This window comes from Aeromonas sp. FDAARGOS 1403, from assembly GCF_019047325.1.
Lineage (GTDB): Bacteria > Pseudomonadota > Gammaproteobacteria > Enterobacterales > Aeromonadaceae > Aeromonas > Aeromonas dhakensis.
Window position 1 is genome coordinate 2,015,326 of the sequence record NZ_CP077249.1, and the last position, 17,556, is coordinate 2,032,881.

The 17,556-nt window shown below is 57.9% G+C and carries 18 protein-coding genes, 1 tRNA gene and 1 pseudogene; 18 read left to right on the top strand and 2 right to left on the bottom strand.

Annotation, left to right across the window (positions count from 1 at the left end; translation table 11 throughout):
* The 8 genes from I6L33_RS09645 to galE all read left to right on the top strand — a co-directional run bounded on the left by I6L33_RS09645 (position 1) and on the right by galE (position 6,535).
* The gene (locus tag I6L33_RS09645; RefSeq protein ID WP_216973977.1) at positions 1-480 is read left to right on the top strand and encodes a DUF2878 domain-containing protein; all 480 of its coding nucleotides are present in this window, start codon (positions 1-3) and stop codon (positions 478-480) included.
* Positions 477-695 carry a TIGR02450 family Trp-rich protein gene (locus I6L33_RS09650; RefSeq protein WP_005303669.1) on the top strand — a complete coding sequence of 73 codons (219 nt, stop codon included), beginning with the start codon at positions 477-479 and terminating at the stop codon, positions 693-695. The genes I6L33_RS09645 and I6L33_RS09650 overlap by 4 nt, the downstream gene beginning before the upstream one ends.
* A complete protein-coding gene (locus I6L33_RS09655; protein WP_254204967.1) occupies positions 652-1,203 on the top strand; it encodes a chalcone isomerase family protein in 552 nt (183 codons plus the stop codon). Before I6L33_RS09650 ends, I6L33_RS09655 begins: the two co-directional genes overlap by 44 nt.
* Positions 1,203-1,760, top strand: a complete 558-nt coding sequence (locus I6L33_RS09660; RefSeq protein ID WP_117404600.1) for a DUF3833 domain-containing protein — start codon at positions 1,203-1,205, stop codon at positions 1,758-1,760. The genes I6L33_RS09655 and I6L33_RS09660 overlap by 1 nt, the downstream gene beginning before the upstream one ends.
* Positions 1,761-1,885: 125 nt before the next feature.
* Positions 1,886-2,353: a Dps family protein gene (locus I6L33_RS09665; protein WP_017779811.1), complete on the top strand. Its 468-nt coding sequence runs from the start codon at positions 1,886-1,888 to the stop codon at positions 2,351-2,353.
* A gap of 289 nt (positions 2,354-2,642) precedes the next feature.
* Positions 2,643-4,292: a hydroxylamine reductase gene (gene hcp, locus I6L33_RS09670; RefSeq protein ID WP_117404598.1), complete on the top strand. Its 1,650-nt coding sequence runs from the start codon at positions 2,643-2,645 to the stop codon at positions 4,290-4,292.
* 111 nt (positions 4,293-4,403) lie between these two features.
* Positions 4,404-5,423, top strand: coding sequence for a hybrid-cluster NAD(P)-dependent oxidoreductase (locus tag I6L33_RS09675; RefSeq protein ID WP_216973978.1), 1,020 nt, complete (start codon positions 4,404-4,406; stop codon positions 5,421-5,423).
* Positions 5,424-5,509: 86 nt separating this feature from the next.
* Positions 5,510-6,535 carry a UDP-glucose 4-epimerase GalE gene (gene galE / locus I6L33_RS09680; RefSeq protein WP_216973979.1) on the top strand — a complete coding sequence of 342 codons (1,026 nt, stop codon included), beginning with the start codon at positions 5,510-5,512 and terminating at the stop codon, positions 6,533-6,535.
* A gap of 129 nt (positions 6,536-6,664) precedes the next feature.
* On the opposite strand, the gene I6L33_RS09685 is transcribed toward galE, so the two are convergent.
* A complete protein-coding gene (locus I6L33_RS09685) occupies positions 6,665-7,414 on the bottom strand; it encodes a DsbA family protein (RefSeq protein WP_005303647.1) in 750 nt (249 codons plus the stop codon).
* A 198-nt stretch (positions 7,415-7,612) separates the two neighbouring features.
* Between I6L33_RS09685 and I6L33_RS09690 the strand changes: the two genes are divergently transcribed.
* Positions 7,613-7,700, top strand: a tRNA-Ser gene (locus tag I6L33_RS09690).
* Between the two features lies 1 nt (position 7,701).
* On the opposite strand, the gene I6L33_RS09695 is transcribed toward I6L33_RS09690, so the two are convergent.
* A complete protein-coding gene (locus I6L33_RS09695) occupies positions 7,702-8,073 on the bottom strand; it encodes a hypothetical protein (RefSeq protein ID WP_017787766.1) in 372 nt (123 codons plus the stop codon).
* 206 nt (positions 8,074-8,279) lie between these two features.
* On the opposite strand from I6L33_RS09695, the gene I6L33_RS09700 reads away from it, so the two are divergent.
* From I6L33_RS09700 to I6L33_RS09735, 9 genes and pseudogenes are all read left to right on the top strand, one after another.
* Positions 8,280-9,050, top strand: a complete 771-nt coding sequence (locus I6L33_RS09700; RefSeq protein ID WP_181969433.1) for a LuxR family transcriptional regulator — start codon at positions 8,280-8,282, stop codon at positions 9,048-9,050.
* A gap of 230 nt (positions 9,051-9,280) precedes the next feature.
* Positions 9,281-9,799, top strand: a complete 519-nt coding sequence (gene hcp1, locus I6L33_RS09705; protein WP_010634822.1) for a type VI secretion system effector Hcp1 — start codon at positions 9,281-9,283, stop codon at positions 9,797-9,799.
* 186 nt (positions 9,800-9,985) lie between these two features.
* Complete coding sequence (locus I6L33_RS09710; RefSeq protein WP_139753031.1) at positions 9,986-10,234, top strand: hypothetical protein; 249 nt, start codon at positions 9,986-9,988, stop codon at positions 10,232-10,234.
* Positions 10,235-10,244: 10 nt separating this feature from the next.
* A pseudogene (locus I6L33_RS09715) lies at positions 10,245-12,176 on the top strand (type VI secretion system tip protein VgrG); the annotation flags it as partial.
* Positions 12,177-12,347: 171 nt separating this feature from the next.
* The gene (locus I6L33_RS22010) at positions 12,348-13,028 is read left to right on the top strand and encodes an ADP-ribosyltransferase (protein WP_242441245.1); all 681 of its coding nucleotides are present in this window, start codon (positions 12,348-12,350) and stop codon (positions 13,026-13,028) included.
* Positions 13,025-13,825 (top strand): DUF4123 domain-containing protein, encoded by an 801-nt coding sequence (locus tag I6L33_RS09720; RefSeq protein WP_216973981.1) that lies wholly within the window; start codon positions 13,025-13,027, stop codon positions 13,823-13,825. The genes I6L33_RS22010 and I6L33_RS09720 overlap by 4 nt, the downstream gene beginning before the upstream one ends.
* Positions 13,825-15,825 (top strand): DUF2235 domain-containing protein, encoded by a 2,001-nt coding sequence (locus tag I6L33_RS09725; RefSeq protein WP_216973982.1) that lies wholly within the window; start codon positions 13,825-13,827, stop codon positions 15,823-15,825. The genes I6L33_RS09720 and I6L33_RS09725 overlap by 1 nt, the downstream gene beginning before the upstream one ends.
* On the top strand, positions 15,822-16,526 hold the full coding sequence (locus I6L33_RS09730; RefSeq protein WP_254204968.1) for a DUF2931 family protein: 705 nt from the start codon (positions 15,822-15,824) through the stop codon (positions 16,524-16,526). Before I6L33_RS09725 ends, I6L33_RS09730 begins: the two co-directional genes overlap by 4 nt.
* A 232-nt stretch (positions 16,527-16,758) precedes the next feature.
* Positions 16,759-17,532: a tetratricopeptide repeat protein gene (locus tag I6L33_RS09735; RefSeq protein ID WP_216973983.1), complete on the top strand. Its 774-nt coding sequence runs from the start codon at positions 16,759-16,761 to the stop codon at positions 17,530-17,532.
* Positions 17,533-17,556: the final 24 nt, after the last annotated feature.

Below are 17,556 nucleotides of genomic sequence, written 5' to 3' on the forward strand. Positions count from 1 at the left end.
ATGTGGCAGTGGGCCCATCTGCTGGGGTTCAACCTCTACTGGTTGCTGGCAGTGAAGTGGCAGCAGCCGGGCCCGCTGCTGGCAATGCTGCTGCTGTACTTTCTCTTCTCACCCAGCTGCCAGCGTGACTGGCGGCTCATACCGGTCGCTCTTGCCGGCAGCCTGCTCGATGCCTTGTTCTGGCAGCTCGGGCTGTTTGATTTCAACGCCGGTTTTCCGCTCTGGCTGGTGCTGCTCTGGTGCGGCTTTGCCCTGACTCTCTGCCACGGCCTGCGCTGGCTGCGGCCCTTGCCGCGCTGGCAGCAGGGGCTGTTCGGCATGGTCGGCGGCAGCTCCTCCTATGTGGCAGGCGCCGCCATGGGGGCAGTACACTTACCCTGGGGCATCGGGATCAGTGCGGCACTGCTGGCGGTGATCTGGATGTGGTGGTTACCCGTACTCCTGTGGGTAACGGTCAAGCTGGAGGGTGAAGCGAGATGAACACCTTTTCGACCGACACCTTGTTGTTTTCCAAGTGGACCAAAGAGAGCCAGCACGAGCTGACCGAGCGTTTCTATCTGGTGGTGGCCTGTCAGCGCGACGCGCAGGGGCAGCTGCAGCAGGTGGTGATGCAGGACATCAACACGCTGCTGGAACAGGAGATGGACTGGCATGAACTCGAAGATCCCGCCCATTGGCACATGGGGTGGAATTAGCCTGCTGCTGGCAGGCTTGAGCCTACCGCTGACCCCTTTCGCCCAGACCGGGCAAGCCCTGATCACTCCCTGGCAGCAGCTGCACCCGGTCGGGCGCGGCGAGATGAGCTGGCTCTGGTTCAAGCTCTATGACGCCACCCTCTACAGCGAGAACGGCCGCTATCGGCCGGGTCACTATCCTCAGGCGCTCAGCCTTACCTACGCCAGAGCCATCGAACGGGAAGATCTCTTGAGTGCCACCGCCGCCGAGTGGCAGCGGCTGGGGCTTGGCAGCGAGCAGCAGCGCCAGGAGTGGCTTGGTCAGCTCGCCGCGCTCTGGCCCGATGTTCGGGCGGGTGACCGGCTCACCTTCTATGTCGACAAGGGGGGAGCGGGCCATTTCTGGTGGCGGGACAAGCCGCTCGGCACCCTCGCCGATCCGCAGTTTTCGGCGGCCTTCCTCGCCATCTGGCTGGCACAAGGGAGCCGCGATCCGGCGCTTACCCGCCGCCTGCGAGGAGAGTTCTGATGCAAAAGGGATTCATGAAATACATCTGCATCTGGCGCTACCTGCTGTTATTGCCTCTTCTGCTGCTGGCCGGCTGTGGCAGCAGTCTGGAGGAGTATCGCGATCGGGGCCCCGAGTGGGATCTCGCTCGCTTCTTCGATGGCAAGCTGACGGCGCACGGTCTGGTGACCGATCGCAGCGGCGAGGTGACCAGCCGTTTTCGGGTAGAGATGCGCGGCCGCTGGCAGGGGGACAAGGGGGAGCTGTTCGAGCAGTTCTACTTTGACGACGGGCGCCAGCAGACCCGCACCTGGTTTTTGAGCAAGGGGGCGGATGGCCATTGGCGCGGCACGGCCGCCGACGTGGTGGGGGAGGCGGTAGGCAAGACGGCAGGCTTTGCCCTCAACTGGCGCTATCAGCTCGATCTGGCGCTGCCCGACGGCAGCGTGGTGCGGGTGAGTTTCGATGACTGGATGTACCTGCTCGACCAGGATCGTTTGATCAACCGGGCCGCCATCAGCAAGTTCGGCATCCAGCTGGGGGAGGTGATCCTCTATATCGAGCGGCATCCTGAATGAGTGCGCCTCACCCAGTCGGCAACGTGGACGATAGTCGCTCGCTATCAATCAGTTAGGTCTTAACGATTACCTTTCGAGTCTGATGGGTTCTAAGATGACCAGGTCGTCAAATCTGGAGGTGAAACATGAAGAGTCCGATTGGTCTTGATACCGTTCAATCACAAGCGCTGGCCGCCGAGCTGAACAAGTTGCTGGCCAGCTACCAGATCCTTTACATGAACGTTCGCGGCTTCCACTGGAACATCCGCGGCAACCAGTTCTTCGAGCTGCACCTGAAGTTTGAAGAGATTTACAACGACCTGTTGCTGAAGGTCGATGCTCTGGCCGAGCGCATCCTGACCCTGGATGGCGTACCGCTGCACAGCTTCAGCGATTACCTGAACGTTTCCGCCATTGCCGAGCAGAAGGGGCTGCACGACGGTCGTGCCTGCGTCGAATCCCTGCTGGAGAGTTTCCGCGAACTGCTGGTGGCCCAGCGCCGCATCCTGGGGCAGGCCGCCGATGCCGGTGATGAAGGGACTGCGTCCATTCTCTCCGACTATGTGCAGCAGCAGGAGAAACTGGTCTGGATGCTGCGTGCTTATTTAGCCTGATAGTTAACCAAGCCGGATGCATACGAAGTATGCCGGCTTGATGAAGTCAAGGGCAGGTGCTATCTGACCAGACGCCAGCCCGACCCGTTCCCTTACCGTGTTCTGTTGCAAACCTGAGTTGTCTCTCCTTTTATCCACCCGCTTGCCGCCCTGTTTGGGCGGCTTTTTTTGTTTTTGATCTGCATCAATGAAAACTGAATTGTCAAATTGAATGCCTATTAAGTTTTCCACGAGGGGAATAGAATCGCCACAAAACAAACAACTGAAATGTCCAATTAGGAGAGGCATGATGTTTTGTGTGCAATGTGAACAGACAATTCGTACCCCGGCAGGCAACGGCTGTGCCTATGCACAAGGTATGTGCGGCAAGACGGCAGAAACCTCGGATCTGCAGGATGTGCTGATCTATACCCTGCAAGGGCTCAGCGCCTGGGCGCTGGCCGCCCGCGAGCACGGCATCGTCGACAGCGAGATCGACGCCTTCGTGCCCAAGGCCTTCTTCGCCACCCTCACCAACGTCAACTTCGATTCCGCCCGCATCGTGGCCTATGTCAATCAGGCGCTGGCCTATCGTCAGCAGCTGGCCGCCAAGCTGGCACCGCTGGCGGTGCAGGCCGATGCGCTACCCGCAGCCGCCCGTTTCGAGCCGGGTAGCGAGCTGCTGGAACAGCTGGCCCAGGCACCGCAGACAGCGGTCAACCGCGGCAAGAACGAGGTCAACGAAGACACCATGGGGCTGCGCCTGCTCTGCCTCTACGGCCTCAAGGGCGCTGCCGCCTACATGGAGCACGCCCGGGTACTGGATCAGCAGGATGCCGGGGTGGCCGCCGAATTCCATCGCATCATGAGCTGGCTCGGTACGGATCCGAGCGATCTGGATCCGCTGTTCAAGTGCGCCATGGACATTGGCCTGCTCAACTTCAAGATCATGGAGATGCTGGATCTCGGTGAAACCACCGCCTTCGGCCACCCCGAGCCGACTCAGGTACGCGTCACTCCGGTACCGGGCAAGTGCATCCTGGTCTCCGGTCACGACATGGTGGATCTCAAGCTCATCCTGGAGCAGACCAAGGGGACCGACATCAAGGTCTACACCCATGGCGAGATGCTGCCGGCGCTGGCCTACCCCTTCTTCAAGCAGTACCCGCACCTGGTGGGCAACTACGGCTCCGCCTGGCAGAACCAGCAGAAGGAGTTTGCCAACTTCCCGGGCGCGGTGGTGATGACTTCCAACTGCATCATCGACCCGAACGTGGGCAACTACTCGGATCGCATCTTCACCCGCTCCATCGTCGGCTGGCCGGGCGTGACCCATCTGGAAGGGGAGGATTTCTCCGCCGTGATCGCCAAGGCGCAAGCGCTGGAAGGCTTCAAGCACGTTGAGCTGGAGCACTTCATCACCATCGGCTTTGCCCGCAACGCCCTGATGCAGGCTGCCCCGGCGGTGATCGACAAGGTCAAGGCCGGCGAAATCAGCCACTTCTTCTTGGTCGGTGGCTGTGACGGTGACCGTGCCGAGCGCGCCTACTACACCGAGTTTGCCAAGGCGATCCCGCAGGACAGCCTGCTGCTCACCCTGGGCTGCGGCAAGTACAAGTTCAACAAGCTCGATTTCGGCGACATCGGCGGCATTCCCCGTCTGCTGGATGTGGGTCAGTGCAATGATGCCTACTCTGCCATCCAGCTGGCGCTGGCGCTCTCCGAAGCGTTCGAGTGCGGCGTCAACGATCTGCCGCTGACCCTGGTGCTCTCCTGGTTCGAGCAAAAGGCCATCGTCATTCTGCTCACCCTGCTGGCGCTGGGTGTGAAGGACATCCGCACCGGCCCGACTGCCCCAGCCTTCCTCACCCCGGCCCTGCTCAAGGTGCTGGAGGAGCAGTTTGGTCTGAAAGGTACCACCACCGCAGAAGCCGATCTGGCCGAGATCCTGGCGGCCTGAGCAAAGAGACAGCCTTACACGCTCAGCATGTTGTAAGCCTTTGGCGAGCCTGATGGCTCGCCTTTTTTTAGCGACCCCTTTCCTACATTTTTCAACAAGAGGAGCCTTGCGATGACCTCCCTCACCCTCACCCTCAGGTGCATCGGCCGCCGGGCGGATACCCACGACGTGGCGAGCTGGCAGTTCGTGCCTCAGACGGGCAGCCTGCCTGCCGTGCTGGCCGGCCAATGTGTGACCCTGCACACCGAGATTGACGGCAAGCCCCACTGCCGTGCCTATACCCTCTCCTCCAGCCCGCGGGATCCTTTCTGGCAGGTCACCATCAAGGATGTAGGACTGGTCTCCCACCATCTGCACCAGACCCTGCAGGTGGGGGATGAGATCCGGGTTGATGGCCCGTTCGGCGACTTCAATCTGATGGCCTTGCCCTGCGAGCGGCCGCTGCTCTTGAGCGCCGGTTCCGGCATCACCCCCATGTGGGCCATGCTGCGGGACGAGCTGACCAAACGGCCGGATGCCGATATTCGCTTCATTCACAGTGCCCGCTCGCCAGAGGATGTGATCTTCGCAGACGACTTGGCTGCGCTGGCCGCGGCCCATGCCGGCGTGCGCCACGCGTTAGTGCTGGAGAAAGTAGGGGACGAGGCGCCGGCGGTTTATCCCTGGGTTGGCCGGCTCAGCCCGGAGATGCTCAAGGAATTGGCACCGGATCTATTGAGTCGCCACGTCTATCTGTGCGGCCCAACCCCTTACATGGAGGCAGTGAGCGAAATGCTGGCCGGGCTCGGCCTGCCGGCAGCGCAGTTGCACCAGGAGTCGTTCGGCCTGCCTGCTGGAACATCGAGTGCGGCGCCAGTTGCGGCCGGCAGCGACCACTTCTGGCTGACCCTCAAAAAGAGCGGCAAGAAGGTGAAGATACTGCCGGGGCAGACCCTGCTGGCGGCGCTGGAGGGGGCGGGGGAGACCATGATGGCAGCCTGCCGCGCCGGGGTGTGCGGCGCCTGTCGCTGCACCACGGAGGGCGAGATCGAGCGCCAGAGCGTGATGACTCTCAGCCCGCAGGATCTGGAGAGTGGGGTGGTATTGGCCTGCTCCTGCACCGTCAGGGGGGATGTTTGCGTCGACTATTGAGGGAAGGTAATGGGCACCCTGCTCTTTTCGCTAAGAAGCAAGGCGGGTAGACTCAACCTCAGTTTCAGTCGAACGCGGGATAAAAAATGACAATTCTGGTCACAGGGGGCGCCGGCTATATCGGCTCCCACACCCTGGTTGAGTTATTGAACGCCGGGCAACAGGTCGTGGTGCTGGACAACCTCTCCAACTCCTCCCCCGAGTCGCTCAAGCGGGTCGAGCGGATCACCGGCAAGCCGGTCATCTTCGTCAAAGGGGATGTGCTGGATCGGACTTGCCTGCAGCAGCTGTTTGCCGATCACCAGATCGAGTCGGTGATCCATTTCGCCGGGCTCAAGGCGGTTGGCGAGTCGAGCCAGATCCCGCTCACCTACTATCAGAACAACATCGCCGGCACCCTGGTGCTGTGCGAAGAGATGGCAAAAGCCGGCGTGTTCCGGCTGGTATTCAGCTCCTCGGCCACCGTTTACGGCGATCCGGCCTCGGTACCGCTGCGGGAAGATTTCCCCACCAGCGCCACCAACCCTTATGGCCGCTCCAAGCTGATGGTGGAGGAGATCCTGCGGGATCTCGCCAAATCCGATCCCCGCTGGGCCATCGTGCTGCTGCGCTACTTCAACCCGGTCGGTGCCCACGAGAGCGGCCTTATCGGGGAAGATCCCAACGGTATTCCCAACAACCTGCTGCCCTATATCAGTCAGGTGGGGGTGGGCAAGCTCAAGGAGTTGGGGGTGTTTGGTAACGACTACCCGACACCGGACGGTACCGGGGTGCGCGATTACATCCACGTGGTGGATCTCGCCATCGGTCACCTGAAAGCGCTGGCGCGCATCGCGTCGGATACCGGGGTCTTTACCTACAACCTGGGGACCGGTCAGGGCTATTCGGTGCTGGAGATGATCAAGGCATTTGAAGCGGCCAGCGGCCGTACCATTCCCTACCAGATCAAGCCTCGTCGTCCCGGCGATATCGCCGAGTGCTGGGCCGAGCCGCGCAAGGCTCGTGCCGAGCTGGGCTGGCAGGCCGAGCGCGGTCTGGAGCGGATGATGGTGGATACCTGGCGCTGGCAAAGCCAGAACCCGAACGGTTATGGCCCTGCTGCGAAGCCGTGATCAAGGGTCATGCGCTGCTTTTCGCCTTGCTGACAGCCTCTCGCGACGGCTCATCAGGCCTGATAGTTTGCAGCATGAATAGCAAAACGCCCCGGCATGCCGGGGCGTTTTTTATATGCCTGAGCGGGATTACTGAATGCTCTTGCCGGCGCGCACATCCTTGATGAAGCCTTTCAGGCTGGCCAGATCACGCGGTGCGCCGCGCAGGATCTGATCGCCGATGATGAAGGCCGGGGTGCCCGAGATGCTCATGGCTTCGGCCAGCGCCCGGTTGGTGCCGAGATTCTGATCGATGCTGCCATCCTTGATCTTGGCTTCAACCTTGCTCCAGTTGACGCCGGCTGCTTCTGCCAGCTGCTTCACCTGTGCCTCGTCGGCCAGCGGGCCCTGATGGGCGTAGAGCTTCTCGTGGAAGGCCTGATACTTGTCGGGCTGACCCAGCTGTACCGCCAGTGCGGCGCGGGCGGCGAAGTAGGAGGTCTCGCTCAGGATCGGGAATTGCTTGTAGATGTAGCGAATGTCCTTGTCTTCCGCCAGCAGCTGCTTGATCAGCGGGTGGGCGCGTTTGCAGTAGCCGCAGTTGTAGTCGAAGAATTCGACCACGGTCAGACTGCCCTTGGGATTGCCGGTTTCCGGGTCCTGATTGCTATAGAGCTGCTTGGCATGTGCCTTGATCAAGGTCTTGTCGCTCTCGGCCTGCTGGCTCTCCTGCTTGGCGCGCAGGGCGTTGGACATCTCGACCAGGATCTCCGGGTTCTTGACCAGATAGTCGCGCACTATCTGTTCCACGTCGCTCTTGGTCAGTTCGCTCGCCTGAACCGGCGCCGCAAGCAGGGTGGCACCCGTCAGGGCACAAAGCAGGGCATGTTTGATTTTCATAAGTCCATCTTGCTGGGGATTTCGGGATGCTGACTATAGTGGGTGAGTCTGTTTTCAAGTCAAGTTATCTGGTTGAAAAAGCGCTGGTTATGCTCAAATTGACGGCTTTGTACGTCATTTAGCCCAATAAATCGGCAAACGAGCGGTGAGGGGATTTACAAGGGCGATCGCCATGGGTAATATTCGCCGCACTGTCGCGGAGGGGTGGCAGAGCGGCTGAATGCACCGGTCTTGAAAACCGGCGATGGGCGACCATCCGTGGGTTCAAATCCCACCTCCTCCGCCATTTATTCAGCAAAAAGGCCATCCGAAAGGATGGCCTTTTTGCTATTCAAATTCCCGCTGTCATTCTGCCTCTGATTGGGCAAGCCATCTTCATCCACGTTTTTCAGGCCGTTGGCCAAGGCTGACGCTTGCGATTTTCCTGCCTGTTTGCTCGCGTTCATTGTGAGACTATCACCGGGCAACCAGCGTCTTGATCGTCTCCGTTGGCCCTGATATTCGCACAGTTCGGTAGGTATCCCGTCTCGCTGGCTCATCCGCCACAACTTGGACTCCTTTTGTTGCGTAATGCAGGTGTTGCGTAATGCAGGCAGCGTGGAGGACTGTTGGTCCGCCAGTGAGCGATCAGCCATGACGAATGTTTCAATGATTAACATCCGTAGGAGTCATGACTGGTCACTGGTGGAACAATCTTGTTCTTCTGTAGCATTTCATTACAAAAATTACGGTTCGATAGCATAAAGTGTGGGACAGTTCTGATTTTCCTGTGTGCCGGGGTGTGTCATCTATTGACGCTTGTTAACATTCAGTATGTTTCCATGTTTGGCTACCTTATCTTGTGCATGATCCTCATACCCCGGAAATGAATACCCCGCACGCGTTGGAGCTTATCGGTCAGTTCGAGACGGCGGCTGACGAGCGCGCCATCGTGACCCTGCTGCGCGAACTGAGCGGCCGCATGGGATTCGACTATTTTCGCCTTGCCCTGATCTTCCCCAGCACCATCCAGCGTCCGGACGTCATCATCTTCAACGGCTGCCCGCAGGCCTGGGTGGATACCTACACCGGCAGCGGCTTCTTTGCCATCGACCCGATCGTCAAGTGCGCCATGACCAGAAGCACGCCCATTCTATGGGCCGATGTGGTGAACGATGAGGCGCGTTGTGATGAACAGGGCCGCGAGGTGATGCAACTGGCTAGCGAGTACGGCATTCGTGATGGTATCACCCTGCCCTGGCACGGTGCCAACGGTCATGTCGGCCTGCTCTCCTTTATTACCAGCACGCCTCGTACCAGCCAGCAGTGGCTCTCTGCTGTGCCCTTTATCAGCTGGCTCTCCATGCATATCTTTGAGGCGGTGGCCCGGGTCTGTCTGGCGGGGCAGTCACCGCACGATGCGTTGAGTTTGCGGGAGCTGGAGGTGTGTCGCTGGGCGGCGGAGGGCAAGCAGGTGAGCGATATTGCCCAGATCCTCGGGATCACGCCCCGTACCGTGACGTTTCATCTGAACAATGTGGTCAACAAGCTGGGGGCGAGCAGCAAGAGCCAGGCCATCTCATGGGCATTGAAACAGGGGATGGTCAGGCTGAACGTGGAGATGGCGCTGGTGGCTAATGTGGATGAGGAGCAGTAATTCTGTTTGTGGCAAGCAACTCGTTGCGTAGATGGCAAGATTTTCCACTGCATGTGCAAGAATTTATGGTGCAATAACCTGCTGGTTGCAACTTTTTGCGCCACGCATCAGGCCGGCTTGCTTGATTGTTAGTTAATGCTTTGAAAAATATGGATAAAAAAGAGTGGCATGGTCGCTGCTAACTGGTTCGGTCGAGTGTCATTACCGTTCAACCAATCAGGAGCAAACTCATGCCAACTCCATGTTATATCAGCATCGAAGGTAAAACCCAGGGCAATATTACCGCCGGTGCTTTCACTTCCGATTCCGTCGGCAACATCTTCGTGCAGGGCCACGAAGACGAGATGCTGGTACAAGAGTTCCAACACGTCGTCACCGTACCGACCGATCCGCAATCCGGTCAGCCTGCTGGTCAGCGTGTCCACAAGCCGTTCAAGTTCACCGTTGCGCTGAACAAGGCCGTACCGCTGATGTACAACTCCCTGGCTTCCGGCGAGATGCTGCCGAAAGTGACCCTGAAGTGGTACCGCACCTCCGTCGAGGGCAAGCAGGAGCACTTCTTCTCTACCGTGCTGACCGATGCCACCATCGTCGACATCGACTGCCAGATGCCGCACTGCCAGGATCCGGCGAAGTCTGACTTCACCCAGCTGATCCAGGTCTCTCTGGCCTATCGCAAGATTGACTGGGAGCACACCGTTGCCGGTACTTCCGGTGCGGATGACTGGCGCGCACCGATCGAGGCCTAATTCTCGATCTCTTATTGCCGTTATTCCTTGTAGTGCACCCCATGGCCTGGTGATGGCAGTGTCAGCTGTCGTCAGGCCAGTGCAAGCTTTCTCCGACCCGTTCAGCTGGATGCGGTCGGAGCTTTTGTGTTTTGCCATATGGCTGCGAGCCGACCTTATTGCAAAGCACAACAGAGGCCAGTCGTCATGTGTTCCACCATTGCATCGTCCGGTGACATGCTCACCGATCAGGATGGGATTCCCCCATCGACAGTTGCCAGAATCGATGGCAAGCCGCTGGCCCCTTACGACAAATCCGACAATCCCCTCTATCCGCGCAGCAGCTCTGGTCGCCTGCGTACTTTACGGTGTGGCGGCAAGCCCATCGCCGTGACCGGCACTGCCGTCGGCTGCGGCGGCGTGGTGATTGGTTCGGGCAGCGGACAGGCAGGTTAAGGAGCGCTTCATGGCAGACAGCACGGGATTACAATTTACCGTCAAGGTGGGGGCCCTGCCCGAGAGCACCTTCGTGGTGGCCGAGTTTGCGCTGGATGAAGCGCTCAACCGGCCGTTCAACCTGCGCCTGGAGCTGGCGAGTGCCCAGCCTGACATCGACTTTGGCGCCGTGCTGGACCAGCCGTGCGAGCTGCTGGTCTGGTACAACGGCGAGCTGCAGCGCCGAGTGTGCGGGGTGGTCAGTGACTTCGCGCAAGGGGACAGCGGTTTTCGCCGAACCCGCTATCAGCTCATGGTACAGCCGGCCCTGTGGCGGCTGTCACTTCGCCAGAACTCCCGCATCTTCCAGGCGCAGAAGCCCGATGAAATCCTCAGTATCCTCTTGCAAGAACACGGCATCACCGACTATGCGTTTGCGCTGAAAAACGAGCATGCCAAGCGGGAATACTGCGTCCAGTATCGGGAGAGCGACCTCGATTTCGTGAACCGCCTCGCCGCCGAAGAGGGGATGTTCTACTTCCACGAGTTTGAAGCGGGCAAGCACCGCATCGTGTTTGCTGACGACGCGGCTGCCCTGACTGCCGGCCCCGAGCTCTTCTTCAACCTCGGCAACCGCTCGCTGGAACAGGGGCCTTATGTCCGTCAGTTCCACTACCGGGAGGCGGTGCGCCCCTCGGATGTGGAGCTGAAAGATTACAGCTTCAAGACCCCGGCCTATGGTCTCTCCCACAAAAAACAGGGCGCAGAGCTTGCGCATCAACGGGATACCTACCAGCACTTCGACTACCCGGGCCGCTACAAAGCGGACCCGAGCGGCAAGGCCTTTGCCCAGCACAGGCTCGATGCGCTGCGCAATGATGCGGTGGCCGGCCAGGCTAAGTCCAACTGCGCCACCTTGCAGCCGGGGCAGAGCTTCTCGCTCACCGAACACCCCAATGGCAGCCTCAACACCGACTGGCAAATCGTCCATATCCGCCATATCGGTGAACAGCCACAAGCGCTGGAGGAAGAAGGTGGCAGCGGCCCGACTGTCTATCACAACGAATTTGGGGTGGTGAAAGCCAGCACCACCTGGCGGGCGCGCATCGGTAGCCCGGAGGCCCCTCACAAGCCGATGGTGGATGGCCCGCAAATCGCCATGGTGGTGGGCCCGGAGGGGGAGGAGATTTACTGCGACGAGCATGGCCGGGTGAAACTGCAATTCCCGTGGGACAGATATGGCAGCTCCAACGACCAGAGCTCCTGCTGGGTGCGGGTGAGCCAGGGCTGGGCCGGCGGCCAGTACGGCATGATGGCGATACCCCGTATCGGCCACGAAGTCATCGTCAGTTTCCTGGAAGGTGACCCCGACCAGCCCATCGTCACCGGTCGCACCTATCACGCCACCAACCGCCCGCCCTACGAGCTGCCTGCTAACAAGACCCGCACCGTACTGCGCACCGAAACCCACCAGGGAGAGGGCTTTAACGAGCTGCGCTTTGAAGACCAGGCGGGCAAGGAAGAGATTTACATCCACGGTCAGAAAGACCTGAACGTGCTTATCGAGAACGACGCTGCCTGGCATATCAAACACGACGAGCATCGTGACATCGACAATGAGCGGGTGACCCGCATCAAGGCCAACGACCACCTGACGGTGGAGGGGGAGAAACGCGACCAAGTGAAGGCTGACTACTCGCTGACGGTGGATGCCAGTCTGCATCAGAAGCTGGGGCAGTCCCTGCTGGTGGAAGCGGGAAGCGAGGTACATCACAAGGCGGGCATGAAGATAGTGATGGAAGCGGGGGCCGAGCTGACCCTCAAGGTGGGCGGCAGTTTTGTCAAGATTGATGCCGGTGGCGTTACCCTCAGTGGCGGCTCCATCAAGATGAACTCGGGCGGCAGTCCGGGTTCAGGTTCCGGCTGGGATGGCAAGGCTCCCGTTCTACCAGGTAATGTCGAGGTGCCAACACCACCACCAGCAACGTTACCAGCCCCGGCCATCCACAAGAGCATGGAGTCCATGGCGCCGCTGGCCAAGCCTTGTCCAGCAGCCCCGCCACCTGTGCCCCCTCCGCCTGCCGGGGGGCCACCGGCTCCACCGCCCGCTCCACCCCAGCTTGCCGGAGGCCCAATGGTGCCACCGCCGCCGCCACCTGTTGCGGCCAAAGGGGAAGGTAAAAAGCCGGCAAAGAAGTGGGCGACGGTAGAGATATCCAAAGCGGATGAAGCGCTCAGATACTATTCGGCGCAGGGGTACACATTGCTCAATAACTATTTGCGTGATCGCCCCTACAAGCAGCGAGAGGCCATCGATACCCTGCTTAGTCGCAGCTATTTGAATGATGAGCCGACATCTGCGGGTGAATTTGATAAGGCAATGAAGGCCTATGTTGCCGATGTGGAGGCGGGTCTGGCGAAATTGCCGGCCTCACCTGAGTTGTCTTTCGTTTACCGGGGGCTGGCGCTGGACAAGCCGGAGCTTGCAGCCCTGAAAGAGCAGTTCACTGGGGTGGGCAATATCGTTGTTGAGCCAGGATTCATGAGTACCTCACCGGACAAGGCCTGGGTCAACGATACCTTGTTGAAGATCCGCTTGCCTGCCGGGCACGGTGGTCGTCTGCTGGGAGACGCTGCGCACTTCAAGGGAGAAGCTGAGATGCTGTTTCCGACGCAGACCAGGCTAAGGGTTGATCGAGTTGTTTCCTCCACGAGCGGTGATTTCGATACCTTGCTCAATACGATCCCAACCTCTGACAATGCATCGGATAACCGCAGCAGGATCAAGCGACTGATTGAGGTTTCCGTATTATGACGTTATTTGATTGGCTCGCTGGCGAGCAAGCGGGTGAGAGGTATGCCGTCATCGATGGAGCCCAGGCAGAGTCAGCCGTGGCGGATTTCTATACCTATGATGGAGAGAATGCCAATCCACTTTTTGCCGGTACCGCTTTCGATGAGCACTCTGCGTTGGGGCCCTGGTTGCTGCCTGCCCCTTCCACTGAGTTCATGATGGCCAATCCCGCCCTGCGCGGCTTCTACCTGAGCAGCGACCAATCAGTGGATCTGATCCGCCGCCATTGGCAGAGCCTGATAGAAGCGATACGCGAGGGAGAAGCCGTCTGGTTTCGTTTCTCTGACCCACGCATTTTCTTGCCCATACTCATCGCCATGACCCCTGATGAACGCGATAGTGTGCTGGGGCCCTGTTCCGGGCTCTGGATCCATGGCAAAGCCTTCTCTCGCACGCCCCATGCCCAGTTCCAACCTGCATTGCAAACTCCCTGGTTTCATATCCGGCCTCATCATCTGGCTGGACTCTACGACGAGAACCGTCATGCCTACATCTTGCGGCGGCGGTTATGGCAGACCATGACGGCTATGATGGAGCGCCATCCTGACCCGGCCGGGACCATTTTACCCACACTCAAACTGGCCAATCAGGATGGGCTGCAAGAGGATGTGCTCGATGGTGTGGTGGCTGGCGCCTTGGCCTTGCAGGCCAATCTGGCTCTTGAAGAGATACGGGGGCCATTGATGCTGACTGACGATGAGCTGGTTCAGGTAGCCAACTGGCTGAACAAACATCACGAATTGACAGGAGTATCCTGATGGCGGCAGATCCCCACTGTATCCCTTGCGAACGTTATGATAACTGGATAGAGGTAGACATTCGCGATGAGCACAACCGTTCGTTCAAGGGGCTCAAGGCCACTTTGACTGACGAAACCGGCAAGTCAGAGACGGTCACCCTGCAGGATGGACCCACCTTGGTGCGAGGGTTTGCAGTTGGCCCGGTGACAGTAAAAATCGAGACGCCAGCCTGGCTCAAGGCGGCGCAGTCCCGTGAAGCCCTCAAGGAGGGTGAGACCACACAGGTACCCGCCTATACAGACAAGTTATTCGGGCACTGCGACGTCAAACGAGAGCATATCAAGGTGACCACCGGTGACCTTTGTCTCACCGAGCCAGAACAGCCGCTACCGAAAGGACATCAGTCAGGACAAGCCCAGCCTCCTCGTTTTTTCACCAAACACTCCTATGTGATTGAAGTGAAAGGCTATCAGATCAATATCTTGCGGATTGGGGTGTTTTTTGACGGCACGGGTAACAACACCCACAATGCCCAGGCGGGGTTGCAAAAAGTTGAGCAGTGGCTTCTGGAAACCTGCTCAGATCCGGCGCAGCGGGAGAAGGAGCTACAGGGCTGCCAGATGGGGCAAAGCCCGGTTGAAGGTAGCTCCGCCAATGATGTGACCAATGTGGGCAAGTTGTTTGAGCAATATGACATCGCAGCAGGCCCGTTGGTGGCTCACAGCTATATCAGTGGTATTGGTACTCGCGACCCAATCGCAGGAGAAAATGGCCCTGAATATCGTTCGGATGACACCCTGACCCAGGGATTTGATCTCGATTTTGGTGGGGAGAACACATCCATCATTGGCAAAGTGACGCTAGCTTGTACAGATACAATTCTGATGGGTATCCATGATGATCTTCGTGATGTTTTACCAAATATCGACTGCATCCATCGAATCGTATTCGATGTGTTTGGCTTTAGTCGGGGCGCTGCTGCTGCTCGCCATTTCGTCAATACTATCGACCAAAAATCCGATCATCCATTGGTGAAAGCTATGGCGAATAGCCCGGATATTCGCCTTAAGGCGGGTTTTGATTGGGCTAGCCGCGATGATGTTCGCTTCACCTTTGTGGGCCTGTTCGATACCGTAGTTTCTTCTTACAACCCTAATGTCAATGTTCAGCTCAAAGCAGATTGCGCAGAGCGGGTGGTACATCTCACCGCGCTGGATGAAGTGCGCAAATATTTCCCGCTATCACGTATTACAGAAGATGCTGCAGGCACCTGTCCTCCCGCTCACTTTACTGAGTTGGCGCTACCGGGGGCTCACTCTGACATAGGTGGCGGTTACTATAGCCGCTGGAGCTTGAGTAATCCCAACAGCGATCCAGCCCTGATCGAGTGCATTGAATTGGAGCGTTTCATGAGTGTGGAAACTGTTACAACACCAGATGCCGAGAGCAGTGCCTATCAAAAAGCCAAGGCGTATGCCGAGGAGAAACGAACGTTGGGCTGGGTCACATGTATCAACCCCAACCTGCCTCGTGGCGCCGTGCCACCGCTAGGAGCGATCAGCCTAAAGCCTTACTCCTTCCGGCGTCCCGAGGGGAAAAATAGCACAGGCCCCGGCAAAAAATCGGTCTATGTGGAGGTGCTGATGAGCAGGGTCGTTGAGGGGGAATACTCCCGCATTCCGCTGCATATGATGGTTGAGGCGGGCCGTGCCGTGGGGGTACCGTTTAAACCATGGATGCCGGATGATAGGGCATTGCAACTTGAACCACTCTCTATTAAACGGCCAGAGGCTGACTTGAAGGCGCTGGATAAACTTTGGGCCCTATCGGCCATCGAACAGAAGGTTGCCAAGAACTTGGCTCATCAATTATCGCCCGATGTTTACCGCGCTTTGCGTCGTGACTATCTACACCACAGTGCCAGTAACAAGGGCATCGCAAATCCGGCCAATACCAATAAATACGAAACGAGTATCAGTAAAGAGAGGCGCAAACTGATAGGGAACAAGGTGTCATGATATTAAAGCGATGGATGTTAGTTCTTGGCCTGCTTTGTCCTCTGTTGGCTTGTGCTGCGGATACACAGATCAAGTCTTTTTCTTGGCGTTATGGTACGGGCAGCAATATAGACCTTACTAAGAACACCAAGACCGAGTTTTATCTTGGAGGGAAACAAGTTTATTCCGATCGTCTGGCAGGTGGCGGAGCTGGAGGTCTACTTGCGGATCGAATCAAGGCGCAACGTTACTATTGGGCGGGCGGTGGTGGTCTGCCTACCGACGGTGTTCCCATCCCCGATAAAGCGGTGATTGAGTTGGTTTCCTTCCATGATCGTAAGCGCTACCGCATCAAGGTGGATTTACCTACCGATCTAGAGCAAAAAATGCGTCAGGTGTATTTAGTCGAAGGACGTTACGATAGACGAAATCGTCTCTATTTTGGTTTGGCTCCTGGTGGTTATTTCGAAGTCATGTTAACCGGGGGGGGATTGCAGCTCAGCCCTGACCTACTGCTTGTCCGCGGCATAGCCGAAGAGGTGAGCGATGATTGGTATGATCAGAAAGTACCGATAGCGCGCCAATATGGAATGGATGATTTTGACAAAAAATATAGTGAGCTATTCAAGCAATACCCAGTTCCTAGAGGGATGGATTGGGCTCCCATCATGGATGCCTACCGTGCAGCGCAGCCTAAAACTGATATACACCCAGTGCAATGATGAGGCATTTCCAGCCGGGAAGGCAGGTATCCCTATCAGGTAGGGGCGGCGCGTACCGACAGCGATCCCGTTTCACCGTAGTGACGCCTGGCGTTCTCGTTGTGGTGAGGACAGATAGTGCGGTAATGCATTGCCAAGAAAAGACAAACTCCGAATCTCAGTCATCAGTTTGGTGGAAGAGTGCAGATAATCCGGGGTTCTATGGATAGAGATAACAGGAAAATTATACCGCATGACTCATATCAAACACCTATTGCTCACATTCGCCATTAGTTGTACGTCGATTGCTGCCTATGCCAAAGATTGGAGCAAAGAGACACTGGCAGCAGTGCAACAAGCTGCCGAGCAGGGCGATGCCCAGGCTCAGGGAGAGCTTGGGTTCATGTACTTAATGGGGCGTGGCGTAGAACAGGACGCTAAACAAGCGATGATTTGGTTTCGGAAAGGCACCGAACAGGGAGATGCATATGCCCAGTACAACCTCGGGGCAATGTACGCCAATGGTCTCGGTGTCGTAAAAGACTATAAACAAGCAGTGATTTGGTATCGAAAATCAGCCGAACAGGGAAATGATACGGCTCAATGGTTGCTCGGGAGAATGTACGACATGGGCCGAGGTGTGGCGCAGGACGATAAACAAGCTGCAATTTGGTATCGAAAAGCCGCTGAGCAGGGCAATTCTGCTGCCCAGAACGACCTCGGGGAAATGTACCGCGAGGGAAAAGGTGTGGCGCAGGATGATAAGCAAGCAATGATTTGGTTGCAAAAAGCAGGGGAGCAAGGCAATACCATTGCCCAGTTTAGCCTCGGGAAAATGTACTTCATGGGGGAAGGTGTAGCGCAGGACTCACGCCAAGCCTATGCCTGGTTTTCAACGGCTGTGGCTAATGGCGATACCTATGCAGCTGAATGGAGAGACGGGGTCGCTGATCGACTCACGCCTGCAGCCTTAACCGAAGCCAAGCAGTTAGCGGCCAGCTACGTTCAGCGGTATCAGCTCAAGTAATAATACCCTCAGCACTGATAGCGG